General features: G+C 47.5%; 23 protein-coding genes, 2 tRNA genes, 3 other RNA genes and 1 pseudogene. 12 read left to right on the top strand and 17 right to left on the bottom strand.

Annotation, left to right across the window (positions count from 1 at the left end):
• Positions 1 to 3 precede the first annotated feature (3 nt).
• The 7 genes from FEM44_RS21190 to FEM44_RS21220 form a co-directional block, all read right to left on the bottom strand.
• Positions 4 to 135, bottom strand: a non-coding RNA gene (locus FEM44_RS21190) — RtT sRNA.
• Between the two features lie 46 nt (positions 136 to 181).
• A tRNA-Tyr gene (locus FEM44_RS21195) sits at positions 182 to 266 on the bottom strand.
• A 33-nt stretch (positions 267 to 299) separates the two neighbouring features.
• A non-coding RNA gene (locus FEM44_RS21200) (RtT sRNA) lies at positions 300 to 431 on the bottom strand.
• 43 nt (positions 432 to 474) lie between these two features.
• Positions 475 to 606, bottom strand: a non-coding RNA gene (locus FEM44_RS21205) — RtT sRNA.
• A 43-nt stretch (positions 607 to 649) separates the two neighbouring features.
• Positions 650 to 734: transfer RNA gene (locus tag FEM44_RS21210), tRNA-Tyr, on the bottom strand.
• Positions 735 to 894: 160 nt separating this feature from the next.
• Positions 895 to 1737, bottom strand: a complete 843-nt coding sequence (gene purU, locus FEM44_RS21215; protein WP_130208904.1) for a formyltetrahydrofolate deformylase — start codon at positions 1735 to 1737, stop codon at positions 895 to 897.
• Between the two features lie 49 nt (positions 1738 to 1786).
• Positions 1787 to 2245 (bottom strand): YchJ family protein, encoded by a 459-nt coding sequence (locus FEM44_RS21220; RefSeq protein ID WP_135522722.1) that lies wholly within the window; start codon positions 2243 to 2245, stop codon positions 1787 to 1789.
• 112 nt (positions 2246 to 2357) lie between these two features.
• On the opposite strand from FEM44_RS21220, the gene rssA reads away from it, so the two are divergent.
• From rssA to galU, 3 genes are all read left to right on the top strand, one after another.
• The gene (gene rssA, locus FEM44_RS21225; RefSeq protein ID WP_135518110.1) at positions 2358 to 3269 is read left to right on the top strand and encodes a patatin-like phospholipase RssA; all 912 of its coding nucleotides are present in this window, start codon (positions 2358 to 2360) and stop codon (positions 3267 to 3269) included.
• An 87-nt stretch (positions 3270 to 3356) separates the two neighbouring features.
• Positions 3357 to 4370 carry a two-component system response regulator RssB gene (gene rssB / locus FEM44_RS21230; protein ID WP_130216020.1) on the top strand — a complete coding sequence of 338 codons (1014 nt, stop codon included), beginning with the start codon at positions 3357 to 3359 and terminating at the stop codon, positions 4368 to 4370.
• 201 nt (positions 4371 to 4571) lie between these two features.
• Positions 4572 to 5480 carry a UTP--glucose-1-phosphate uridylyltransferase GalU gene (gene galU, locus FEM44_RS21235; RefSeq protein ID WP_130208896.1) on the top strand — a complete coding sequence of 303 codons (909 nt, stop codon included), beginning with the start codon at positions 4572 to 4574 and terminating at the stop codon, positions 5478 to 5480.
• Between the two features lie 143 nt (positions 5481 to 5623).
• On the opposite strand, the gene hns is transcribed toward galU, so the two are convergent.
• Positions 5624 to 6037 (bottom strand): histone-like nucleoid-structuring protein H-NS, encoded by a 414-nt coding sequence (hns, locus tag FEM44_RS21240; protein WP_105289150.1) that lies wholly within the window; start codon positions 6035 to 6037, stop codon positions 5624 to 5626.
• Positions 6038 to 6637: 600 nt separating this feature from the next.
• Here hns and tdk point away from each other — a divergent pair.
• Positions 6638 to 7255, top strand: a complete 618-nt coding sequence (gene tdk, locus FEM44_RS21245) for a thymidine kinase (RefSeq protein ID WP_130208894.1) — start codon at positions 6638 to 6640, stop codon at positions 7253 to 7255.
• A gap of 318 nt (positions 7256 to 7573) precedes the next feature.
• Here the strand turns inward: tdk and adhE are convergent, their stop codons facing one another.
• Complete coding sequence (adhE, locus tag FEM44_RS21250) at positions 7574 to 10246, bottom strand: bifunctional acetaldehyde-CoA/alcohol dehydrogenase (protein ID WP_138159176.1); 2673 nt, start codon at positions 10244 to 10246, stop codon at positions 7574 to 7576.
• 478 nt (positions 10247 to 10724) lie between these two features.
• On the opposite strand from adhE, the gene ychE reads away from it, so the two are divergent.
• The 6 genes from ychE (at position 10725) to oppF (ending at position 17686) form a co-directional block, all read left to right on the top strand.
• On the top strand, positions 10725 to 11372 hold the full coding sequence (gene ychE, locus FEM44_RS21255; protein ID WP_000616766.1) for an NAAT family transporter YchE: 648 nt from the start codon (positions 10725 to 10727) through the stop codon (positions 11370 to 11372).
• A gap of 727 nt (positions 11373 to 12099) precedes the next feature.
• Positions 12100 to 13731: an oligopeptide ABC transporter substrate-binding protein OppA gene (oppA, locus tag FEM44_RS21260; RefSeq protein ID WP_135522720.1), complete on the top strand. Its 1632-nt coding sequence runs from the start codon at positions 12100 to 12102 to the stop codon at positions 13729 to 13731.
• 85 nt (positions 13732 to 13816) lie between these two features.
• Positions 13817 to 14737, top strand: a complete 921-nt coding sequence (gene oppB / locus FEM44_RS21265; protein ID WP_021550880.1) for an oligopeptide ABC transporter permease OppB — start codon at positions 13817 to 13819, stop codon at positions 14735 to 14737.
• A gap of 14 nt (positions 14738 to 14751) precedes the next feature.
• Positions 14752 to 15660: an oligopeptide ABC transporter permease OppC gene (gene oppC, locus FEM44_RS21270; protein WP_000979659.1), complete on the top strand. Its 909-nt coding sequence runs from the start codon at positions 14752 to 14754 to the stop codon at positions 15658 to 15660.
• 11 nt (positions 15661 to 15671) lie between these two features.
• Entirely contained in the window at positions 15672 to 16685 is a 1014-nt protein-coding gene (gene oppD / locus FEM44_RS21275; RefSeq protein ID WP_130208888.1) for a murein tripeptide/oligopeptide ABC transporter ATP-binding protein OppD, read from the top strand.
• The gene (oppF, locus tag FEM44_RS21280; RefSeq protein WP_130216026.1) at positions 16682 to 17686 is read left to right on the top strand and encodes a murein tripeptide/oligopeptide ABC transporter ATP-binding protein OppF; all 1005 of its coding nucleotides are present in this window, start codon (positions 16682 to 16684) and stop codon (positions 17684 to 17686) included. Before oppD ends, oppF begins: the two co-directional genes overlap by 4 nt.
• A 52-nt stretch (positions 17687 to 17738) precedes the next feature.
• On the opposite strand, the gene FEM44_RS21285 is transcribed toward oppF, so the two are convergent.
• Together FEM44_RS21285 and cls are read right to left on the bottom strand one after the other, a co-directional pair.
• Positions 17739 to 18068: an HI1450 family dsDNA-mimic protein gene (locus FEM44_RS21285; RefSeq protein WP_000366958.1), complete on the bottom strand. Its 330-nt coding sequence runs from the start codon at positions 18066 to 18068 to the stop codon at positions 17739 to 17741.
• A 34-nt stretch (positions 18069 to 18102) separates the two neighbouring features.
• The gene (gene cls, locus FEM44_RS21290) at positions 18103 to 19563 is read right to left on the bottom strand and encodes a cardiolipin synthase (protein ID WP_130208884.1); all 1461 of its coding nucleotides are present in this window, start codon (positions 19561 to 19563) and stop codon (positions 18103 to 18105) included.
• Positions 19564 to 19705: 142 nt separating this feature from the next.
• On the opposite strand from cls, the gene FEM44_RS21295 reads away from it, so the two are divergent.
• Positions 19706 to 19879, top strand: a complete 174-nt coding sequence (locus FEM44_RS21295; RefSeq protein WP_122983112.1) for a YciY family protein — start codon at positions 19706 to 19708, stop codon at positions 19877 to 19879.
• Between the two features lie 54 nt (positions 19880 to 19933).
• Here the strand turns inward: FEM44_RS21295 and kch are convergent, their stop codons facing one another.
• Both kch and FEM44_RS21305 read right to left on the bottom strand, forming a co-directional pair.
• Positions 19934 to 21187: a voltage-gated potassium channel protein gene (kch, locus tag FEM44_RS21300; protein ID WP_135522719.1), complete on the bottom strand. Its 1254-nt coding sequence runs from the start codon at positions 21185 to 21187 to the stop codon at positions 19934 to 19936.
• A 302-nt stretch (positions 21188 to 21489) separates the two neighbouring features.
• The gene (locus FEM44_RS21305) at positions 21490 to 21786 is read right to left on the bottom strand and encodes a YciI family protein (protein ID WP_000967596.1); all 297 of its coding nucleotides are present in this window, start codon (positions 21784 to 21786) and stop codon (positions 21490 to 21492) included.
• Positions 21787 to 22009: 223 nt separating this feature from the next.
• On the opposite strand from FEM44_RS21305, the gene tonB reads away from it, so the two are divergent.
• Positions 22010 to 22729: a TonB system transport protein TonB gene (gene tonB / locus FEM44_RS21310; protein WP_064528843.1), complete on the top strand. Its 720-nt coding sequence runs from the start codon at positions 22010 to 22012 to the stop codon at positions 22727 to 22729.
• 39 nt (positions 22730 to 22768) lie between these two features.
• Here tonB and yciA read toward each other — a convergent pair whose 3' ends face one another.
• From yciA to FEM44_RS25640, 4 genes and pseudogenes are all read right to left on the bottom strand, one after another.
• On the bottom strand, positions 22769 to 23167 hold the full coding sequence (yciA, locus tag FEM44_RS21315; RefSeq protein ID WP_000108165.1) for an acyl-CoA thioester hydrolase YciA: 399 nt from the start codon (positions 23165 to 23167) through the stop codon (positions 22769 to 22771).
• A 104-nt stretch (positions 23168 to 23271) separates the two neighbouring features.
• On the bottom strand, positions 23272 to 23811 hold the full coding sequence (locus FEM44_RS21320) for a septation protein A (protein ID WP_089536745.1): 540 nt from the start codon (positions 23809 to 23811) through the stop codon (positions 23272 to 23274).
• A gap of 29 nt (positions 23812 to 23840) precedes the next feature.
• Positions 23841 to 24584: a YciC family protein gene (locus FEM44_RS21325; protein ID WP_135522718.1), complete on the bottom strand. Its 744-nt coding sequence runs from the start codon at positions 24582 to 24584 to the stop codon at positions 23841 to 23843.
• A 27-nt stretch (positions 24585 to 24611) separates the two neighbouring features.
• Positions 24612 to 24803, bottom strand: a pseudogene (locus FEM44_RS25640) (YkgJ family cysteine cluster protein); the annotation flags it as partial.
• Between the last annotated feature and the right edge of the window lie 101 nt (positions 24804 to 24904).

Consider the following 24904-nt stretch of genomic DNA (forward strand, 5'->3'; position numbering starts at 1 on the left):
AGAGGGTGGTGGGGGAAGGATTACTCAGCGCTGCGGGTCGTTGCCTGCGGGTCGTTGCCTGCGGCAACGCTCTCTCGCTGGCGCTTGAGTCGAACCTTGGTCGAAGCTTCTCATCCTTCCCCGTATGGGCAGAATATGAAACGATATCGATAAGTTTGAAATGAGTTTTATCAGGAAGTGATGGTGGTGGGGGAAGGATTCGAACCTTCGAAGTCGATGACGGCAGATTTACAGTCTGCTCCCTTTGGCCGCTCGGGAACCCCACCAGGAGTAATTCATATTGTAGGTAATGCTTGAGATGGTGGTGGGGGAAGGATTATTCGTCGCTTCGCTCCTCACCCTTCGGGCCGTTGCCTGCGGCAACGTTCTCTCGCTTTTGCTCGAGTCGAACCTTAGTCGAAGGTTCTCACCCTTCCCCGATGAGTGCAAACATTAACAATCTCACCGAAGTTACCACATTGCTGTGGTGAATAATGGTGGTGGGGGAAGGATTATTCGTCGCTTCGCTCCTCACCCTTCGGGCCGTTGCCTGCGGCAACGTTCTCTCGCTTTTGCTCGAGTCGAACCTTAGTCGAAGGTTCTCACCCTTCCCCGATGAGTGCAAACATTAACAATCTCACCGAAGTTACCACATTGCTGTGGTGAATAATGGTGGTGGGGGAAGGATTCGAACCTTCGAAGTCGATGACGGCAGATTTACAGTCTGCTCCCTTTGGCCGCTCGGGAACCCCACCACGGGGTAATGCTTTTTACTGGCCTGCTCCCTCACTGGGAAGCGGGGCGCATCATATCAAATGACACGCCGCTGTAAAGGGTTACGTTGAGAAAAATGAACTGGTTGCGTAATTTTCATCCGTAACGGATTAAAGCCAACCAGTTCTATTTTGCCAGCGATTAAAGAATAATCGTCCGGTTACCGTAAACAAATACACGCTGTGCCAAAACCTGGTAAAGCGCGCGGCTTAATACGTTTTTCTCAACATCACGACCTGCACGCATCATGTCTTCGGCTGTGTAAGTGTGATCCACATGAATGACATCCTGCATGATGATTGGACCTTCATCCAGATTGTCATTTACATAGTGTGCTGTTGCACCAATAATCTTCACGCCGCGTTCATAAGCCTGATGATAGGGACGTGCGCCGATAAATGCTGGCAGGAATGAATGGTGAATGTTGATAATTTTGTTCGGGAAGCGAGCGACAAACTCCGGCGTCAATACCCGCATATATTTCGCCAACACCACATAATCAGGTTGATGCGCTTCAATGGCATCCGCCATCTTCTGATCGTGCTCGTTGCGGCTTAACCCTTCATGGCTCACCAATTCAAACGGAATATCAAAACGTTCCACCAGAGAACGTAAGGTCTCGTGGTTACCAATAACCGCAGCGATTTCAACATCCAGTCCACCGTAGTTGGCTTTCATCAGCAGATCGCCCAGGCAATGCGCTTCTTTGGTCACCAGAATAACTATGCGGCGGCGACCTGCGGGATTCAGTTCACGCACCGAACCTTCTGGCAAAGCGCTATCGAGATCCGCCAACAGGGTGGAATCATTAAAAATACCCTCCAGTTCCGTGCGCATAAAAAAGCGCCCGGTACGGTGGTCAACAAATTCATTGTTCTGCACGATATTTAACTCGTGCTTGTAGCAAATATTAGTAATACGCGCGATCAGACCTTTTTGATCCGGGCAAATAGTACGCAGAACTTTACGTTGGAGTGAATGCATTGCTGGAAAAACCTTGTTGAGAGTGTTTGCTAAACCGTACCGTCAACCTTTATTGGCCGCAGCACTTTTTAAATTTTTTACCTGAACCACAAGGGCAGGGATCGTTGCGACCAAACTGCGGACGTGTACCATCAATATAGTACCATTGACCGTTTTCTTTCAAAAATCGCGAACGCTCAATAATCGCCCCGGATTTACCCTTCTCAGTAAAACGAGCGACAAAACTGATATAACCTACGTCGTCACCTTCGTGATATGAACGTTCAAATACGGTCAAACCTAACCATTCGGTATGTGCAAATCCGGCAATTAATTCAGCGCGTAACACTGAGGCGCCACAGGATGGATGCCAGGTTTTAATTAAATAATCTGCGTCGTGCATCACAAAAGCGCAGTAACGCGAACGCATGAGACGTTCGGGATCTGGTGCAACCTTTTCACCAGACACATAAGGGTGGCAACATAGGCTATACTCGACAGCACTACCACAGGGACAAAGCTTAGACACAAATAATCTCCCTGGAAACAATAACGGCGTTTTAACCGCCGGAGTAGCACTATGTTAACCGAGCGGTAGCGATGTGGCTACGGCTGCATTCCAGGGGACGCTTTCAGGAACAATGAGAAAAGTAAAAATAGGGCTGGCGCTGGGATCCGGTGCTGCACGAGGATGGTCGCATATTGGCGTCATTAACGCGCTTAAAAAAATGGGCATTGAAATTGATATCGTCGCAGGATGTTCAATTGGTTCGCTGGTAGGCGCAGCCTATGCCTGTGGTCGATTATCTGCGCTGGAAGAGTGGGTTACCTCTTTTAGCTATTGGGATGTTTTACGACTTATGGACCTTTCCTGGCAGCGCGGTGGACTGCTGCGCGGTGAGCGTGTGTTCAATCGATATCGTGAAATAATGCCAGAAACAGAAATCGAGAATTGTTCACGCCGCTTCGCTGCAGTCGCCACCAATCTAAGCACAGGGCGTGAATTATGGTTTACCGAAGGTGATCTCCATCTCGCTATTCGTGCATCCTGCAGTATTCCGGGCTTGATGGCACCGGTCGCGCATAACGGCTACTGGCTTGTTGATGGCGCAGTCGTTAATCCCATTCCTATCTCTCTTACACGTGCGTTGGGCGCAGATATCGTAATTGCGGTTGATCTCCAGCACGACGCTCACTTAATGCAGCAAGATCTTCTTTCATTTAATGTCAGTGCTGAAAATGGCGAGAGTGAAGATGATCTACCCTGGCATGCGCGGCTGAAAGAGCGGCTAAGTAGTATTACTGCGCGTCGAGGCGTCACGGCACCGACAGCAACAGAGATTATGACTACCTCTATTCAGGTATTGGAAAACCGCCTTAAAAGAAACCGCATGGCAGGGGACCCGCCTGATATTCTGATTCAGCCCGTTTGCCCACAGATTTCCACGCTCGATTTTCATCGTGCGCAGGCTGCCATTTCGGCAGGACAATTGGCGGTTGAGAAGAAAATGGATGAGCTTTTACCGCTAGTTCGAACTAACGTTTTGACCTGATTTTTTTATCTACACTTAAGTTAATTCTGACAGGCACTGATGGCAATAGCATGCCACTATTGAATAAAGCCAGTCAGGGGAGAGAACATGACGCAGCCATTGGTCGGAAAACAGATTCTCATAGTTGAAGATGAGGCGGTATTTCGCTCGCTTCTGGATTCGTGGTTTTCCTCTTTGGGAGCGACAACGGTACTGGCGGCTGATGGGGTGGATGCCCTTGAGCTACTGGGAGGTTTCACACCCGATCTAATGATATGTGATATTGCAATGCCGAGAATGAACGGCCTGAAACTATTGGAACATATTCGCAACCGGGGTGACCAAACACCTGTCCTGGTGATTTCCGCTACGGAAAACATGGCTGATATTGCGAAAGCGTTACGTCTGGGCGTGGAAGATGTTTTGCTAAAACCCGTTAAAGATCTCAACCGTCTGCGCGAGATGGTTTTTGCGTGTCTCTATCCCAGCATGTTTAATTCGCGTGTAGAGGAAGAAGAAAGGCTTTTTCGCGACTGGGATGCGATGGTGGATAATCCCACCGCGGCTGCTAAATTATTGCAAGAATTACAACCTCCGGTTCAGCAGGTGATTTCCCATTGCCGGGTTAATTATCGCCAACTGGTGGCCGTTGATAAACCGGGGCTGGTGCTTGATATTGCAGCTCTTTCGGAAAACGATCTGGCTTTTTATTGTCTCGATGTAACTCGCGCCGGACATAATGGTGTCCTTGCTGCCTTGTTATTACGCGCGCTGTTTAATGGGTTATTACAGGAACAGATTGCCCACCAAAATCAGCGTTTGCCAGAGTTGGGTGCGTTATTGAAGCAGGTAAATCATTTACTGCGGCAGGCCAATCTGCCTGGTCAGTTCCCGCTATTAGTCGGCTATTATCATCGTGAATTAAAAAATCTCATTTTGGTTTCCGCTGGCCTGAATGCAACGTTAAATGCTGGTGAACACCAGATTCAAATCAGTAATGGCGTTCCGTTAGGAACATTAGGCAACGCCTATTTGAATCAATTGAGCCAGCGATGTGATGCCTGGCAATGCCAAATTTGGGGAACAGGTGGAAGACTGCGCTTGATGTTGTCTGCGGAATGAGCAAACGATTATATGGGATAAAATTGCATTACGCGCTGGTGTCGGCTGGTGGTACTATCGTCGCCATTCGTTTAAGTAATTGTCTTAATTATGTTAACTCGCCTCCTTTTCAGAACCAGGCCTCGTCAGGGTACTGATATACTGGGATGCGATACAGAAATATGAACACGTTCAATACACGAACAGTCCAGGAGAATTTAAATGGCTGCCATTAATACGAAAGTCAAAAAAGCCGTTATCCCCGTTGCGGGATTAGGAACCAGGATGTTGCCGGCGACGAAAGCTATCCCGAAAGAGATGCTGCCGCTTGTCGATAAGCCATTAATTCAATACGTCGTGAATGAATGTATTGCGGCTGGCATTACTGAAATTGTGCTGGTCACTCACTCATCTAAAAACTCTATTGAAAACCATTTCGATACCAGTTTTGAACTGGAAGCAATGCTGGAAAAACGTGTAAAACGCCAGTTGCTTGATGAAGTGCAGTCCATTTGTCCACCACACGTGACTATTATGCAAGTTCGTCAGGGGCTGGCGAAAGGTTTGGGACACGCAGTATTGTGTGCCCATCCGGTAGTTGGTGATGAACCTGTGGCTGTTATTTTGCCTGACGTTATTCTGGATGAATATGAATCCGATTTATCGCAGGATAACCTTGCAGAGATGATTCGTCGCTTTGATGAAACTGGCCACAGCCAGATAATGGTGGAGCCTGTTGCTGATGTGACGGCATATGGTGTTGTGGATTGCAAAGGTGTGGATTTAGCGCCTGGCGAAAGTGTACCGATGGTCGGTGTGGTAGAAAAACCGAAAGCAGATGTAGCGCCTTCTAATCTTGCTATTGTCGGCCGTTATGTTCTCAGTGCTGATATTTGGCCGCTGCTGGCAAAAACCCCTCCGGGAGCAGGTGATGAAATTCAGCTCACCGACGCGATTGATATGCTGATCGAAAAAGAAACGGTTGAAGCCTATCATATGAAAGGGAAGAGCCATGACTGCGGTAATAAATTAGGTTACATGCAGGCCTTCGTTGAATACGGTATTCGCCACAATACTCTGGGTACTGAATTTAAAGCCTGGCTTGAAGAAGAGATAGGCATTAAGAAGTAACATCTATCACGATGTTTTCTACGAAACGGCATTGAGTGATCAATGCCGTTTTTTTATAGCGTATTCTTATCAGAGAGTCTTAAAACGGACAATAAAAAATCCCGCCAATGGCGGGATTTTAAGCAAACAGAATCAAGAAAAGATTATTGCTTGATCAGGAAATCGTCGAGGGATTTACCTTGCTCATCCATTGCTTTTTTGATTACAGCTGGAGTACGGCCCTGGCCAGTCCAGGTTTTGGTTTCGCCGTTTTCGTCAACATAGCTATATTTAGCCGGACGCTGTGCGCGTTTAGCTTTGGTGCCAGATTTAACAGCAGCAATGCTATTCAGCAGTTCGTTCGGGTCAATACCGTCAGCGATCAGCATTTCACGATATTGCTGCAGTTTACGAGTACGCTCTTCAACTTCAGCAGCAGCTGCGCTTTCTTCTTCGCGACGTTCGTTAACGACAACTTCTAATTTTTCCAGCATTTCTTCCAGCGTTTCAAGTGTACATTCTCTTGCCTGCGCACGAAGAGTACGGATGTTGTTCAGAATTTTAAGTGCTTCGCTCATTGTAGTAATCTCAAACTTATATTGGGGTGGTTTGTTGAGGTAATAATAGAGCCTTAAATTCAGTTGTGCAATAGCCAGGAATGTAAGGAATTCAAAAATGTTCTTTATTTCGTACCGACAATAAATATCTTTTCATAAAATTAGCCAGAAATGACGTGGCATATAGCCCTATTTACATCGATGCTTTCGCATCACTTAAGGTTAAAACTTCCTGATTCATGTCACATTTTATGTGGAGATTAACATGCGCTGGAGCCTTTTCACTCTTGGGTATTAGTCCTGTTTATGAAAATCCCTATTAAGCGAATGATGAAAAGTAGAACAGTTGCAATAAGTGTAAGGACTTCGTATTGCTCTATCCAGGAGGCCGGAAGGGGTTATTACGTGCACAACAGGTTAAAGATTGTGAATAGTTACCATCAGTCATTTACGCGTTTATAACAAGCAAGGCCGTGGTAAAGATAGCTCTGAAGGATTATGCCAGCCATTCGTAATGGATGACGAATATACTACTTCTGTGCGCACTGTTACGCTGTAAAACTGACGAATTATGATAAACTCCTGCCAACTTTATTTCATATCATTGAGGGCCTGTGGCTGATGGCGCAGCTATATTTCTACTATTCCGCAATGAATGCGGGTAAGTCTACGGCATTGTTGCAATCTTCATACAATTACCAGGAACGCGGTATGCGCACAGTCGTATATACGGCGGAAATTGATGATCGTTTCGGGGCAGGGAAAGTCAGCTCGCGTATAGGTTTGTCATCACCTGCAAAATTATTTAACCAAAATTCATCATTATTTGATGAGATTCGTGCGGAACACGAACAGCAGACAATTCATTGCGTACTTGTTGATGAATGCCAGTTTTTAACCAGACAACAAGTATATGAATTATCGGAGGTTGTCGATCAACTCGATATACCCGTACTTTGTTATGGTTTGCGTACCGATTTTCGCGGAGAATTGTTTGTTGGTAGCCAATACTTACTGGCATGGTCAGACAAACTGGTCGAATTAAAAACTATTTGTTTTTGTGGCCGCAAAGCAAGCATGGTGCTACGTCTTGATCTGGCGGGTAGGCCTTATAACGAAGGTGAGCAGGTGGTTATTGGTGGTAATGAGCGTTACGTTTCGGTTTGCCGTAAACACTATAAAGAAGCGTTAGAGATCGGCTCTTTGACGGCGATTCAGGACAATCATCGGCACGACTAATAAATTTTTCTTTACTGACAGGGTGAATAGGGCGCTTTTATCCTGTCAGTCCGTTTTACTAACTTCTTCCGAGTCATCATCCTTTCTCTATTCTTAATCATCACTCAACGTACCACAGAACGATTTTAGTGCGTCGATGCCTTATTACCTACGAGGTAGAGTTATTTGTCGACAATCTCGCTTTGTGCTCGTTTTCCGACAATGCAAACATGATGAATTAATACAGCTGGATTATTTGAGTTTACATAGCCGTTCTTTGTCTGAAACAAAAAAACGGCCCCGAATGGGACCGTTTATGATGTTATACAGAGCTACCGATTAAGCGGATTTTTTCGCTTTTTTCTCTGCTTTAGCCGGAGCTGCTTCTTTAGCAACGGTTGCGCCTTCTACGTAATCACGACCGTAGTAGGTGTCCAGCAGAATCTGTTTCAGCTCGGAGATCAGCGGATAACGCGGGTTAGCGCCGGTGCACTGGTCATCGAATGCATCTTCAGACAGTTTATCAACGTTTGCCAGGAAGTCTGCTTCCTGAACGCCAGCTTCACGGATAGATTTAGGAATACCCAGTTCAGCTTTCAGCGTTTCCAGCCATGCCAGCAGTTTCTCGATCTTAGCAGCAGTACGGTCGCCCGGAGCGCTCAGACCCAGATGGTCTGCAATTTCAGCATAACGACGACGTGCTTGCGGACGGTCGTACTGGCTGAATGCAGTCTGCTTGGTCGGGTTGTCATTCGCGTTGTAGCGGATAACGTTACAAATCAGCAGGGCGTTTGCCAGACCATGCGGAATGTGGAACTGAGAGCCCAGTTTATGTGCCATTGAGTGACATACACCCAGGAAGGCGTTAGCAAACGCGATACCTGCGATAGTTGCCGCACTGTGAACACGTTCACGCGCTACCGGGTTTTTAGACCCTTCGTGGTAGGACGCTGGCAGATATTCTTTCAGCAGTTTCAGCGCCTGCAGAGCCTGACCATCAGAGAACTCAGAAGCCAGTACAGAAACATATGCTTCCATGGCGTGAGTTACTGCGTCCAGACCACCAAAAGCACACAGGGACTTCGGCATATCCATAACCAGGTTGGCGTCAACAATCGCCATATCCGGGGTCAGAGCATAGTCTGCCAGCGGATATTTTTGGCCTGTTGCGTCATCGGTTACAACCGCGAACGGTGTAACTTCAGAACCGGTACCGGAAGTTGTGGTGACTGCGATCATTTTCGCTTTCACGCCCATTTTCGGGAACTTGTAGATACGTTTACGGATGTCCATAAAGCGCAGCGCCAGTTCTTCGAAATGAGTTTCTGGGTGTTCGTACATAACCCACATGATCTTCGCGGCATCCATCGGGGAACCACCACCCAGCGCGATAATCACGTCTGGTTTGAAGGCGTTCGCCAGTTCTGCACCTTTACGAACAATGCTCAGAGTCGGGTCAGCTTCAACTTCGAAGAACACTTCAGTTTCTACGCCAGCTGCTTTCAGTACAGAAGTGATCTGGTCGGCATAGCCGTTGTTGAACAGGAAGCGGTCAGTCACGATGAGCGCACGTTTGTGGCCATCAGTAATCACTTCATCCAGCGCGATTGGCAGAGAGCCACGGCGGAAGTAGATAGATTTCGGAAGTTTGTGCCACAACATGTTTTCAGCTCGCTTAGCAACGGTTTTCTTGTTGATCAGGTGTTTCGGACCAACGTTTTCAGAGATGGAGTTACCACCCCAGGAACCACAACCCAGAGTCAGGGAAGGCGCGAGTTTGAAGTTGTACAGGTCACCGATACCGCCCTGAGAAGCCGGGGTATTGATCAGGATACGGGCAGTTTTCATTTTCTGACCGAAGTAAGAAACGCGTGCCGGCTGGTTATCCTGGTCGGTGTACAGGCAAGACGTGTGACCGATACCGCCCATAGCAACCAGTTTCTCTGCTTTCTCTACCGCGTCTTCAAAATCTTTCGCACGGTACATTGCCAGAGTCGGGGACAGTTTTTCATGAGCGAATGGTTCGCTTTCATCAACAACAGTCACTTCACCGATCAGAATCTTAGTGTTTTCTGGTACAGAGAAGCCTGCCAGTTCAGCAATTTTATAAGCTGGCTGACCAACGATAGCTGCGTTCAGCGCGCCATTTTTCAGGATAACGTCCTGAACAGCTTTCAGCTCTTTGCCCTGCAGCATGTAGCCGCCGTGGGTGGCAAAACGCTCACGTACAGCATCATAAACAGAATCAACAACAACAACAGACTGTTCAGAAGCACAGATTACGCCGTTGTCGAAGGTTTTGGACATCAGTACGGATGCAACTGCACGTTTGATATCAGCAGTTTCATCAATAACAACTGGGGTGTTGCCTGCACCTACGCCGATCGCCGGTTTACCGGAGCTGTATGCTGCTTTAACCATGCCTGGACCACCGGTCGCAAGGATCAGGTTAATGTCAGGGTGGTGCATCAGTGCGTTGGAGAGTTCAACAGACGGTTGATCGATCCAGCCAATCAGATCTTTTGGTGCACCAGCAGCAATGGCAGCCTGCAGAACGATATCAGCAGCTTTGTTGGTTGCATCTTTAGCACGCGGGTGTGGTGAGAAAATGATGGCGTTACGGGTCTTCAGGCTAATCAGAGATTTGAAGATAGCAGTTGAAGTCGGGTTAGTTGTTGGAACGATACCGCAGATAATACCGATTGGTTCAGCGATAGTGATGGTGCCGAAAGTGTCGTCTTCAGACAGAACACCGCAGGTCTTTTCATCTTTGTAGGCGTTATAGATATATTCAGAAGCAAAGTGGTTTTTGATCACTTTATCTTCAACGATACCCATGCCGGATTCGGCAACGGCCATTTTTGCGAGTGGGATTCGAGCATCTGCGGCAGCCAGAGCGGCGGCGCGGAAGATTTTGTCTACTTGCTCTTGAGTGAAACTGGCATATTCACGCTGGGCTTTTTTTACACGCTCTACGAGTGCGTTAAGTTCAGCGACATTAGTAACAGCCATAATGCTCTCCTGATAATGTTAAACTTTTTTAGTAAATCATCTGCTCGAATACGAGAGTATAGTCAGTGCGATGATGATTTGCTTAACCTTTGAAAATCAAAATCTTACTCGTGCTCACACTCACTGTGATTTACTAAAAGAGTTTAAACATTAGAGATCATTAATCTCTAATGCGTCACTTCCAGGTGGCGTAAGCAAGATTACTCACTTCTGGGTACTGATTAAGTGATCTAGATCAAAATTTCGCGAAGCTGACACCTTTCAGCTCCGCTTTTAGCCACTATAGCTAATAGTTAATAAATTGTAGTATTAATTGTTGGCTACCTTAGCATGTTTTGTACGACTAGATAACAATAATGAATGATAGTAATTTTAGATAGTTAGGAGGTGAAAAATGCTGACAAAAGGCGTATTGTCAGCACGTATTTTTACCCTTGTTTAAAGATAACATTATCCGGCTTTTGCTTCGGAGCTAACCGTGATTCAGACACTTTTTGATTTTCCCGTTTATTTTAAGTTTTTCATCGGGTTATTTGCGCTGGTTAACCCGGTAGGGATCATCCCCGTGTTCATCAGTATGACCAGCTATCAGACTGCGGCAGCGAGAAACAAAACAAATCTGACCGCCAACTTGTCTGTAGCCATTATTTTGTGGATCGCACTGTTTCTCGGCGACACGATTCTGCAACTTTTTGGAATATCTATTGATTCGTTCCGCATCGCGGGCGGCATACTGGTTGTGACAATTGCAATGTCGATGATCAGCGGTAAGCTTGGCGAGGATAAACAGAACAAACAAGAAAAATCAGAAACCGCAATTCGTGAAAGCATTGGCGTTGTACCGCTCGCATTACCTCTGATGGCAGGACCAGGGGCAATCAGTTCTACCATCGTATGGGGAACGCGTTATCACAGCATTGGTTATCTGTTCGGTTTTTTTGTAGCAATCGCGTTGTTCGCTTTATGTTGCTGGGGGTTATTCCGCATGGCACCCTGGCTGGTGAGGGTTCTGCGTCAGACAGGCATCAACGTCATTACCCGGATTATGGGGTTATTGCTAATGGCATTAGGGATTGAATTTATCGTCAATGGTATCAAAGGGATTTTCCCTGGTCTGCTCAATTAATTCCTTTCATATGAAACGGAGTCATGATGCTCCGTTTCTTTCATCATTATTTTTACTGCAACCCAACGCAGTTAACAAAAGAAATAGATAATTTTTTCCCATTTTACAGATGGTTATAAGACTATCCTTATCTGGCGATCCGCATCATCATGTTATTTTCATCACATCATAATCCTGGGCCTTGCTGAAGAATAATTGAAATGATATTAGTAATTCTACTGCCTTTGGCAGAGAAAAGTGCTAAATAGCATTCAATTGTTAAATTATTGTGCGTATTTTCTGTCTGGACTATAACCGGAAAAGTCAGTATTGCTTTCTGTAGTTCTATCCCTTTGTTTTTAAACCATTTTATTGATTGGATAACGAGGGGTATACATACTGGTATGGTTAGTAAAAGAGAATTGCGTAACAATTTTGCAAAATGTATTGGCGGGCAAGAAGGGCATTTGATACTTTTCGGCCAACCGTTTGGCGATTTTTATTGGCAATGAGAATGATTTGCGATTAAAAGACGCTGCAAAAAATAATGTGTCTCGACAGGGGAGACACAGTAAGAATCGACATAAGGTGGTCATCTGAATCACCAGAATAAATAAAGTCGGTGATAGCAATTAGTAACGATAAAGCAACCTGGCAGCAAAAAGTCTCCGAGCTGTACAGGTATCCTAATCCGGGATTACACATGCTGGTAAAAACCAGTAATTATAATGAGGGAGTCCAAAACACAATGACCAACATCACCAAGAGAAGTTTAGTGGCAGCAGGCATTCTGGCTGCGCTTATGGCAGGGAATATCGCACTGGCAGCTGATGTACCCGCAGGAGTCACACTAGCGGAAAAACAAACGCTGGTTCGCAACAATGGTTCTGAAGTTCAGTCATTAGATCCGCACAAAATTGAAGGGGTTCCTGAGTCTAATATCAGCCGTGACCTGTTTGAAGGTTTGCTGGTTAGCGATCTTGATGGTCATCCGGCCCCTGGCGTGGCTGAATCCTGGGATAACAAAGACGCTAAAGTCTGGACGTTCCACCTGCGTAAAGATGCGAAATGGTCTGACGGTACGCCAGTCACGGCACAAGACTTTGTGTATAGCTGGCAACGTTCTGTTGATCCGAACACCGCTTCTCCCTACGCAAGCTACTTACAATACGGGCATATTGCGGGTATTGATGAAATACTGGAAGGGAAGAAACCAATTACCGATCTCGGTGTTAAAGCCCTCGATGACCACACATTAGAAGTCACTTTAAGTGAGCCTGTTCCGTACTTCTATAAGTTACTGGTTCACCCATCTACTTCTCCGGTGCCAAAAGCCGCTATTGAGAAATTTGGCGAAAAATGGACCCAGCCAGGCAATATCGTTACTAATGGCGCCTATACATTAAAAGATTGGGTTGTTAACGAACGTATCGTTCTTGAGCGCAGCCCGACCTACTGGAATAACGCTAAAACGGTAATTAACCAGGTGACCTATTTACCGATCGCTTCTGAAGTCACCGATGTTAACCGCTATCGTAGCGGCGAAATCGATATGACTTATAACAACATGCCGATCGAACTGTTCCAGAAACTGAAAAAAGAAATCCCGAACGAAGTTCACGTTGACCCATACCTGTGCACTTACTATTACGAGATTAACAACCAGAAACCGCCATTCAATGATGTGCGTGTGCGTACCGCACTGAAACTGGGCATGGATCGCGATATCATTGTTAATAAAGTCAAAGCGCAGGGCGATATGCCGGCCTATGGTTACACACCGCCATATACCGATGGCGCAAAACTGACGCAACCAGAATGGTTTGGCTGGAGCCAGGAAAAACGTAACGAAGAAGCGAAAAAACTGCTGGCAGAAGCGGGCTATACCGCAGACAAACCGCTAACGATTAATCTGTTATATAACACGTCCGATCTGCATAAAAAGCTGGCGATTGCCGCCTCTTCACTGTGGAAGAAAAATATCGGCGTGAACGTTAAACTGGTTAACCAGGAATGGAAAACATTCCTCGATACCCGCCACCAGGGTACTTTTGATGTGGCCCGTGCAGGCTGGTGTGCAGACTATAATGAACCAACTTCCTTCCTGAACACCATGTTGTCGAACAGTTCGATGAACACCGCGCATTATAAGAGTCCGGCCTTTGACAGCATTATGGCGGAAACCCTGAAAGCTACAGACGAGGCACAGCGCACGGCGCTGTACACGAAAGCAGAGCAACAGTTGGATAAAGATTCGGCCATTGTTCCGGTTTATTACTACGTGAACGCGCGTCTGGTAAAACCGTGGGTTGGGGGTTATACCGGTAAAGATCCGTTGGATAATACCTACACCCGAAATATGTACATTGTGAAGCACTAATGGCAATGCGTGGGGCAGGTGTATCCTGCTCCACGGTGTCTGCTTTTTATCGCATTACAGAAGGCACAGGCCAGAAGGTACGGCAATGTTAAAATTTATTCTACGTCGCTGTCTGGAAGCGATTCCGACGCTATTTATTCTTATTACTATTTCGTTCTTTATGATGCGCCTCGCGCCGGGAAGTCCCTTTACCGGCGAACGTACGTTACCGCCAGAAGTAATGGCCAATATTGAAGCGAAATATCATCTTAATGATCCCATCATGACGCAGTATTTCAGTTATCTGAAACAACTGGCTCATGGCGATTTCGGCCCTTCATTTAAATATAAAGATTATTCGGTCAATGATTTGGTGGCGTCTAGCTTCCCGGTTTCGGCAAAATTAGGGGCTGCTGCGTTTATACTTGCGGTGGTGTTGGGCGTTAGCGCGGGCGTTATTGCCGCATTAAAACAAAACACCAAATGGGACTATACCGTCATGGGGTTGGCTATGACGGGAGTGGTTATCCCAAGCTTTGTCGTTGCGCCATTATTAGTCATGATATTCGCGATCATTTTGCATTGGCTACCGGGCGGTGGCTGGAATGGTGGGGCGCTGAAATTTATGATCCTGCCGATGGTTGCCTTATCACTGGCTTATATCGCCAGTATTGCGCGTATCACCCGTGGATCGATGATTGAAGTTTTACACTCCAACTTCATTCGTACCGCACGCGCAAAAGGGCTGCCCATGCGGCGCATTATTTTTCGCCACGCATTAAAACCCGCGTTGCTACCGGTGCTTTCTTATATGGGACCCGCATTTGTTGGCATTATCACCGGTTCTATGGTTATCGAAACCATTTACGGTTTGCCGGGCATCGGACAATTGTTTGTTAATGGTGCTTTGAACCGTGACTATTCATTGGTGTTAAGCCTGACCATTCTTGTTGGTGCTTTAACCATTTTGTTCAATGCCATTGTCGATGTGCTATATGCGGTTATCGACCCGAAAATCCGTTACTGATACTGGAGCTCGCGATGATGTTAAGTAAGAAAAACAGCGAGACGCTGGAGAATTTCAGTGAAAAGCTGGAGGTCGAAGGCCGCAGTTTATGGCAGGACGCACGTCGACGTTTTATGCATAACCGTGCAGCAGTGGCCAGTCTGATTGTACTGGTGCTTATTGCACTGTTTGTTATCCTGGCGCCGATGCTCTCGCAATTTGCCTATGACGACACCGACTGGGCGATGATGTCCAGCGCCCCGGATATGGAATCTGGTCACTACTTTGGTACCGACTCTTCCGGTCGCGATCTGCTGGTGCGCGTTGCAATTGGTGGGCGCATCTCATTAATGGTTGGTGTTGCTGCAGCGTTGGTGGCAGTAGTCGTAGGAACGCTTTACGGTTCACTTTCCGGTTATCTTGGCGGCAAGGTGGATTCTGTAATGATGCGCCTGCTGGAAATCCTCAACTCCTTTCCGTTCATGTTCTTCGTCATTTTGCTGGTGACCTTTTTCGGTCAAAACATTCTGCTGATTTTCGTAGCGATTGGGATGGTTTCCTGGCTGGACATGGCACGTATCGTGCGTGGTCAAACCCTTAGTCTGAAGCGCAAAGAGTTTATTGAAGCGGCACAAGTTGGCGGTGTATCTACGCCTGGCATTGTGATTCGCCACATTGTGCCGAACGTGCTTGGTGTGGTGGTGGTCTATGCCTCTCTGTTGGTACCCAGCATGATCCTCTTTGAGTCTTTTCTTAGCTTCCTGGGACTGGGTACGCAAGAGCCATTAAGTAGTTGGGGCGCATTGCTCAGTGATGGCGCGAACTCGATGGAAGTCTCTCCGTGGTTGCTGCTATTTCCGGCAGGTTTCCTTGTGGTGACACTGTTTTGTTTCAACTTTATCGGCGATGGCTTGCGTGATGCCCTCGACCCGAAAGATCGTTAAGGAGTGCAGCCATGAGCGTAATTGAAACTGCAACCGTGCCGCTCGCACAGCAACAGGCTGACGCACTGCTGAACGTGAAAGATTTGCGAGTGACATTTAGTACCCCGGACGGTGACGTCACGGCGGTCAATGATTTAAATTTTTCCCTGCGTGCCGGGGAAACGCTGGGTATCGTTGGCGAGTCTGGCTCCGGTAAGTCGCAAACCGCGTTTGCTTTAATGGGGCTGCTGGCGGCTAACGGACGCATTGGTGGATCGGCAACCTTTAATGGGCGCGAAATCCTCAATCTGCCAGAACGTGAACTTAATAAACTGCGCGCTGAACAAATCTCGATGATTTTTCAGGACCCGATGACCTCGTTAAATCCATACATGCGCGTCGGCGAGCAGTTGATGGAAGTGCTGATGCTGCATAAAGGTATGGGCAAGGCCGAAGCGTTTGAAGAATCGGTACGAATGCTCGATGCGGTGAAAATGCCAGAAGCGCGTAAGCGCATGAAGATGTTCCCTCATGAGTTTTCTGGCGGCATGCGTCAGCGTGTGATGATTGCGATGGCGTTGCTGTGTCGACCTAAATTGCTGATTGCCGATGAACCGACTACTGCGCTGGACGTGACCGTACAGGCGCAGATCATGACGCTATTGAATGAACTGAAGCGGGAATTTAATACTGCCATTATCATGATCACCCACGATCTCGGTGTGGTCGCGGGGATCTGTGACAAAGTTCTGGTGATGTACGCTGGGCGCACGATGGAATATGGCAACGCGCGCGATGTCTTTTATGAACCTGTTCATCCTTATTCTATCGGTTTACTCAATGCGGTGCCGCGTCTTGATGCGGAAGGTGAAACTATGTTGACCATCCCGGGTAACCCGCCAAACCTGCTACGTTTGCCGAAAGGTTGCCCGTTCCAGCCGCGTTGTCCGTATGCGATGGAGATTTGCAGTAGCGCGCCGCCGCTGGAAGAGTTCACGCCAGGCCGACTGCGTGCATGCTTTAAACCGGTGGAGGAGCTGTTATGAATGCTGTAACCGAAGGAAGAAAAGTCCTCCTCGAAATTGCCGATTTGAAAGTGCACTTTGAGATCAAAGATGGCAAACAGTGGTTCTGGCAACCGCCGAAAACCCTTAAGGCCGTTGATGGTGTGACGCTCAGGTTATATGAAGGGGAAACGTTGGGCGTCGTAGGGGAATCAGGTTGCGGAAAGTCCACCTTTGCCCGTGCCATCATCGGTTTGGTCAAAGCTACCGACGGTCATGTTGCCTGGTTAGGTAAAGAGTTGCTGGGCATGAAGCCCGATGAATGGCGTGCCGTTCGCAGTGATATTCAGATGATTTTCCAGGACCCGTTGGCATCGCTAAACCCGCGTATGACCATCGGCGAGATCATCGCTGAACCGCTGCGTACCTATCATCCGAAAATGTCACGCCAGGAAGTTCGCGAGCGCGTGAAGGTGATGATGATGAAAGTCGGCTTGCTACCTAACCTGATTAACCGCTATCCGCATGAGTTCTCAGGCGGTCAGTGTCAGCGTATCGGGATTGCGCGTGCGCTTATCCTCGAACCGAAGCTGATTATCTGCGACGAACCGGTGTCGGCACTGGATGTGTCAATCCAGGCGCAGGTGGTGAATTTACTCCAGCAGTTGCAACGTGAGATGGGATTGTCATTAATCTTTATCGCTCACGATCTGGCCGTGGTAAAACACATTTCCGATCGCGTGTTGGTGATGTATCTCGGCCATGCGGTAGAGTTGGGGACGTATGATGAGGTCTACCACAATCCGTTGCATCCCTATACCAAAGCATTGATGTCGGCAGTCCCCATTCCAGACCCTGATCTGGAGAGGAATAAATCTATCCAGTTACTGGAAGGGGAATTACCGTCGCCCATCAACCCGCCTTCTGGTTGTGTGTTCCGCACTCGTTGTCCGATTGCTGGTCCGGAGTGTGCCAAAACGCGCCCGGTGCTGGAGGGAAGTTTCAGACACGCCGTTTCTTGCCTGAAAGTCGATCCGCTTTAAAAACAAAAAGGGCTGACAACTGTCAGCCCTTTTTCACGCCAAAAGCGATTATTTATTCCCGCCAGATAATATGGCAAAGTTTGTGATCTTTTTCGCGGCATAACAAAATACGGGCGAAAATATCGTTGATTTCGCCATCTTCACTGTCTGCCAGACCAATCACCACTTCGGCAAAAAAGTCCGGGTTCAAGTCGAAATCAACATGTTCCTGCCAGTCTTCCGCCGGATCAAATAACTCTGCACCACCGCGCTCTTCAAACTGCAGATTGAACAACAGAACATCAGCCGGATCGAGATTATCAGCGGCCAGTTCGAGAAAAATATCGTAGGCCTGCTCAAGCGTTTCATCTTCAGTCAGGCGATTGTTTAAATCCATATCCATAGTCACTACCTGTTTAATCTCTGTTGGCGACGTTTTACAGCAACGGGCTGAAGAAGTAAAACAGTCGCTCGGCGACACGTTGCCAGAGTGGACGTTTTAACCACAGCCGCGCATCGAGCAGACGCGAACGAGAAATATAGTCGTCCTGAACGGCAGCCAGATCGGCACCAAAACCTTTATCGTCGATAGCCAGAGTGATTTCAAAATTCAGCCACAGGCTACGCATGTCGAGGTTAACGGTGCCAACCAGACTTAATTCGCCATCGACCAGCACGCTCTTGGTATGCAGTAACCCACCTTCAAACTGATAAATCTTAACCCCAGCAGCAAGTAGTTCTGTAAAGAATGCGCGACTGGCCCAGCCTACCAGCATTGAGTCATTTTTCCTCGGCAAAATAATACTGACATCAACCCCGCGTTGCGCCGCCGTGCAGATTGCGTGAAGTAAGTCATCGCTGGGGACGAAGTAGGGCGTCGTCATGATTAAATATTCACGAGCTGAATAAGCTGCAGTTAGCAAAGCCTGGTGGATCAGGTCTTCCGGGAATCCCGGGCCGGAAGCGATGGTATGAATCGTATGACCGCTGGCCTGCTCGAACGGCATAATATTGACATCAGGCGGTGGTGGTAAAATACGTTTTCCCGTCTCAATCTCCCAGTCGCAAGAGTAGATAATTCCCATCGCGGTGGCGATAGGGCCTTCCATGCGAGCCATTAGATCAATCCATTGTCCTACGCCCGCATCCTGTTTGAAGAAGCGCGGATCGACCATATTCATGCTACCGGTGTAGGCGATGTAGTTGTCGATCATGATCATCTTGCGGTGCTGGCGCAGGTCCATGCGGCGTAAGAATACGCGCATCAGGTTAACCTTTAAGGACTCGACCACTTCGATACCGGCATTTCGCATTAACTCTGGCCACGGGCTACGGAAAAAAGCAACACTCCCCGCAGAGTCGAGCATTAATCGGCAATGAATACCGCGTCGTGCTGCGGCCATCAAAGATTCTGCCACCTGGTCTGCCATCCCACCTGGTTGCCAGATATAAAACACCATCTCAATGTTATGGCGAGCGAGTTGAATGTCGCGGATTAACGCCTGCATCACATCATCAGACTCGGTCATCAGTTGCAGTTGATTACCCTTGACCCCGGCGATCCCCTGACGACGCTCACAGAGCTTGAATAACGGTCCAGCGACGCTGCTATTTTCTTCAGCAAAAATATGCTTACAGGCTTTAAGATCGTTAAGCCATTTCGCCGTGGAAGGCCACATCGCTCTGGCGCGTTCGGCACGGCGTTTGCCTAAATGGAGTTCGCCAACGGCCAGATAAGCAATAATTCCGACCAATGGCAGAATGTAAATGATCAACAGCCAGGCCATGGCGGAGGGAACTGCGCGTCGTTTCATTAGAATGCGTAAAGTTACGCCTGCAATGAGCAACCAGTATCCCAGAATGGCCAACCAACTCACCAACGTATAAACGGTTGTCATAGATTAGAAATCCTTTTGAAAGCGCATTGTTATGAGTTTACGCATATGGATTCATCTGGCAAATAAAAACGCGGTAAAAGCACTGGTCAGCGTCGGGACCGGGGGTATAATGACCGCTCTGTTATTGCATAGAGTAGTTAACATGAAGCGGAGTAGAACGGAAGTGGGGCGCTGGCGCATGCAGCGTCAGGCTAGCCGACGGAAATCGCGTTGGCTTGAGGGGCAGTCACGCCGAAATATGCGTATCCACAGCATCAGGAAGTGCCTTCTAAACAAACAGCGAAACTCGTTATTGTTTGCGATCTACAATATCTAAATGTTCTGGGCACCAACGCGGTGCCCATTAAGATTATCTTTCCGCCTTTAAAATCTATTTTTGCGCAGATTCATTGTTGTCAGTTTTGGTTTCGTCGTCATTGTTATCGCTGAAAATACCATGCCCGGAGTTCAGCAACATCGAGACGAGCATATCATTATTAATTTCTTCACCATTTAAAACCCGCGCCAGTATCTCGCTACCAAATAGCTGCGGTGAAAGAATAATATCCGGATGCACCATCTTAATCTTATTCAGGTTTTTGCTATCACTGACGGCAAGCACGGTTTTAACATCTTTGCTCATATCTTTCGCCGACAGGACGACAAAAGCATTATCGGCGTCATTATCACTTAACGCCAGAATAGCCCGACAGTGATCGATACCCGCTTTTTTTAGTACTGAACTGTCATTGCTGTCACCGGGGATAACATCGGCATTGTCACCGAGTCTTTGTTCAAGCTGTTTTATGTCATCCTCTGGCAGGTTGCTGATAACCGTGACGTTTTGTCCGCGTTGATTCAGTTGCAGAATCGTGTTGATTGCCAGAATGGAATGCCCGCAAACAATAAAGTGATCTTTACGATGCATTGTATGATTGTTTCCTTTCACAAGTTTATTGAATCCTCCGCGGATAAGCGGGCCGAAAATCGAGGTCATGGAAGTGGCAAAAACGGTAATACCGGAAATAATGACCGAAATAGTAAACAGGCGCGCTGATTCAGAAACCGGGACGATATCGCCGTAGCCCACGGTTGACATAGTTTCTATCGAAAAATAGAACGCGGTCATTAGACTCTCTATTCGCGGATTAAAACCTTCGCTTAAATAAAGTGCGCCGTAGGTAGAGTAAAACAGTAACGTCGTAAAACTAATAAAAGCAAAAATTGTCCCGGCCGCAGCACTACTGTGAGAGAAGTCTTTACGCAGCACCAACAAAATTATCAAGGTAAAGATGCAAAAACCAATGCTGAATTTCAGCCAGGGATAAAAGTGCAGGGTGTAAATCAGCGTTATCAGCAATAAAATGATACTGATAGCCCATGCCAGCTTTGCCCGAAATAGCAAGCCGATCGAGTTCAAAACAAGAAAGACGCCGAGCATAAACAGTGGCGCATTGGCCAGCAAGGAGAGGTCAAGTTCTGAAAACGCCTGGATATGGAAAATATCGAGCAGATTGACCGACATGCCATAAATTGTTTTAAAAATAAGCAATCCATTTGAAAGGACCGCCAGCGCGATAACATCGTGCCGCAGGGTCACCCATAAATTTACTGCTGTTTGCTTGAATGTAGCCCAGTGACTCACTGATACCTCTGTAACCACAATTTTGTTTAATTATCTCTACGCGTACATAATGTGAAAAACATGCAGCACGTGAATGTGTTAAACCATAGTAGATGACTTTATCCGCAGCAATCAAAGGTTTTGATTGATCAATACCGTGTCAGGCAGAGAAATTTTGTCATTTTTAGACGGAGATGCCGAGGGTATATAGGGAGATACAGATAAAGTTATTATCTGTCTGTGGTGGTGGATTGGGGGCATCGGTAAATATAAAGAAATAACAAGAGCACGGTTTCTGTCACCGCGCCCCTGGATGTTGATATTCAGAACACTTTCTTAAAGGGTTTCACGGAAACTTGCTCATAGACTCCCGCTGCCACGTACGGATCGGCATCTGCCCAGGCCTGGGCTGCTTCCAGCGATTCAAATTCAGCAATAACGGTTGAGCCAGTAAATCCTGCGGCGCCTGGATCGTTACTGTCTACCGCTGGCATTGGACCTGCGGTCAGCAGACGCCCTTCATCATGCAGTAACTGCAAACGCGCTAAATGTGCCGGACGAACGGAAAGGCGCTTTTCGAGGCTATCGGCTTTGTCTTGAGCGTAAATAACATACAACACGGGCACAACTCCTTGTTCGGAAAAGTTATAAAGTACGTTATTTGAAAGGGCGAAGATCTGCAACGGAAAGATGATGTCTTTGTTAAGGAGTCACTAAAAGTAAGGTTAATAGCGCCAAAAATTGCGTTTTCACTGATCCTGATCGCCTTGCCTTATTGAATATGATTGCTATTTGCATTTAAAATCGAGGCCTGGTTTTTTTACTGAAACGATTATGACTTCAATGACCCTTGATTTACCTCGCCGCTTCCCCTGGCCGACGTTACTTTCGGTCTGCATTCATGGTGCTGTTGTGGCGGGTCTACTCTATACCTCGGTACATCAGGTTATTGAACTACCTGCGCCCGCGCAGCCGATTTCTGTCACCATGGTTGCCCCGGCCGAGCTTGAACCGCCACAAGCCGTTCAACCGCCGCCGGAACCAGTGGTGGAACCAGAACCGGAGCCTGAGCCGATACCAGAACCGCCAAAAGAAGCTCCGGTAGTCATTGAAAAGCCGAAGCCGAAACCTAAGCCAAAACCGAAGCCGGTGAAAAAGGTACAGGAGCAGCCGAAACGCGATGTCAAACCGGTAGAGTCACGTCCGGCGTCACCGTTTGAAAATACGGCACCAGCTCGCCCGACATCAAGTACGGCAACGGCTGCAACCAGCAAACCGGTCACAAGTGTCGCGTCTGGTCCACGGGCATTAAGCCGTAATCAACCGCAGTATCCGGCGCGCGCGCAGGCATTACGCATTGAAGGGCAGGTTAAAGTTAAATTTGACGTTACACCGGATGGTCGCGTGGATAACGTACAAATTCTTTCTGCCAAACCTGCGAACATGTTTGAGCGCGAAGTGAAAAACGCGATGCGCAGATGGCGTTACGAGCCGGGTAAGCCAGGAAGTGGGATTGTGGTAAATATTCTGTTTAAAATTAACGGCACCACCGAAATTCAGTAAGCAAAAAGTCAAAAGCCTCCGACCGGAGGCTTTTGACTTTTACTCGACAGGTAAGGCGCGAGGCTTTCCTTCAGGATCAACGGCGACATACTTAAATAATGCTTCCGTCGCTTTATAGCGTTGCCCAAGTGGTTCAGACGCCACCTTTTTCACCCACACTTCAATATTAATGCTGACAGATGTTGTCCCTTTTTGGACACATCGTGCATAGCAGCACACCACATCACCGACTGCTACAGGTCGCAGAAAAGTCATGCCTTCCACGCGAACGGTCACGACGCGACCGTGTGCAATTTCTTTTGCCAGAATGGCACCACCAATATCCATCTGCGACATCAACCAACCACCAAAAATATCGCCATTGGCATTGGTATCGGCAGGCATGGCTAAAGTTCGTAAAACCAGATCGCCCTGGGGGACGTTATGTGTTGTTGACATGGTAAAACCGACATAAAAGGAAAATCACAGGCGCGATGCTACTATGATTTTCCAAATGAGAACAGAGGATATGCAGCGCCGGCCCCGAAGGACCGGCAGACAGATTATGATTTATCTTCCTGCGGCATATGGCGGTAGATATAAATACCGCTTAACAGCGTGAAGATTAAGGTGAGGGCGGTCAGACCGAACACTTTGAAGTTGACCCAAATATTTTGTGGCAGCCAGAAAGCGATATAGATGTTTGCCAGCCCGCAAAGGATAAAAAAGACTGCCCAGGCCAGATTCAGCTTCGACCATACTGGCTGCGGCAGGGTGAGCTCTTTACCCAACATTCGTTGAATCAGCGGCTTTTTCATTACCCATTGGCTAACCAACAGGGCACCGGCAAACAGTGTGTAAATAACGGTGACCTTCCATTTAATAAACTCATCATTGTGGAAGAACAGCGTCAGACCACCGAAAACGACCACCAGAACAAAGGTGATCAGGGCCATCTTCTCAACTTTCCGGAAGCGAACCCAGCTATAAATAAGCACAATCGCCGTGGCGACGATGAGCGCCGCAGTTGCCGCATAGATGTCATAAATTTTGTAGAACGCGAAGAAGACAACCAGCGGTAAAAAATCAAGAAACTGCTTCATTTTACGATTCCGTAATCAAATACTTCAGGTTATTGGCGAATCAACATGTACAGGCGGAACAGATAGATAAGCAATACGGCTGAAATCAGGTTGCTTAAAGTATTAGCCAGTACGGCACCAATTTCCGGGGTTAATGCGGCAAACGAAGAGGCAAACAGCAGCAACAGTGTTTTTGCCAGTAACCAGCTTAGTACTGCAGGTGCCACCAGACGCATATTCGCCCATGTCAGCCGCATACTGCTGTGCATAGAGGCGAAAACGCCCATTTTATCCTGCACCAACATCACCGGCGCCAGTGCCAGTAAAATGGCCATTAAAATTCCCGGAACGACCACCAGCATGATGCCAATCTGTACTAAAAGGGTAGTCAGAAAAATCAGAATAAATAACTTTGGCAATATCGGCGCACTGGCACCAATAGCGCGTAGCGCACTGACTCTCTGACCCGCAGACACCAGTTGGATGATTAATATTACGCCTCCGGCGAGTATGGCGTTACCGATTAATCCTGAAAAAGTGGACGCAGCGGAAGCACGCAGCAAAATTTGTTGCTGTTCCGGGGACATATTTTGCACCAGATCGAACAACCCACCGCCGCCACTAACGGGCGCGCCGTCATTGAGCTGCGCAAGCTGTGCGTCACTGGGTGAGAAAACATGTCCTAACACCACTGTGATAAATGCACAAAGCAACGATACCAACAGAATGGTCATAAATTGATTACGGAAAAAATTTCCGGTGTCACGGTATACGGACTGCGCCGTGATAGACATGCACTCTCCTTGAGTTTTATGCAGGTGTTAATTAGCGGGCAATTGTACCCTGGTTATCCCTTCAGTGGCAGCATCACGACTTGTATGGAAAAGCATATCTTTGTAAAGCGCTGGTAATCCACAGAGGGCGTGGGCGCGATCACTGGATTTATTGCTTTCTCCGGACACGACAAATTCCTGACAAGCAGAAGGGCTGTTTGCATAAATACCGCAACTTACCGCTTGCTTAAAAGGCCAATAAGGTAGCAAAAGAATACTTTCGGAGATGAAAAGCCTTCAAATTGATTTGAATCACGTTAACCAGGATTTGCGATACAACT

The organism is Escherichia sp. E4742 (genome assembly GCF_005843885.1).
Lineage (GTDB): Bacteria > Pseudomonadota > Gammaproteobacteria > Enterobacterales > Enterobacteriaceae > Escherichia.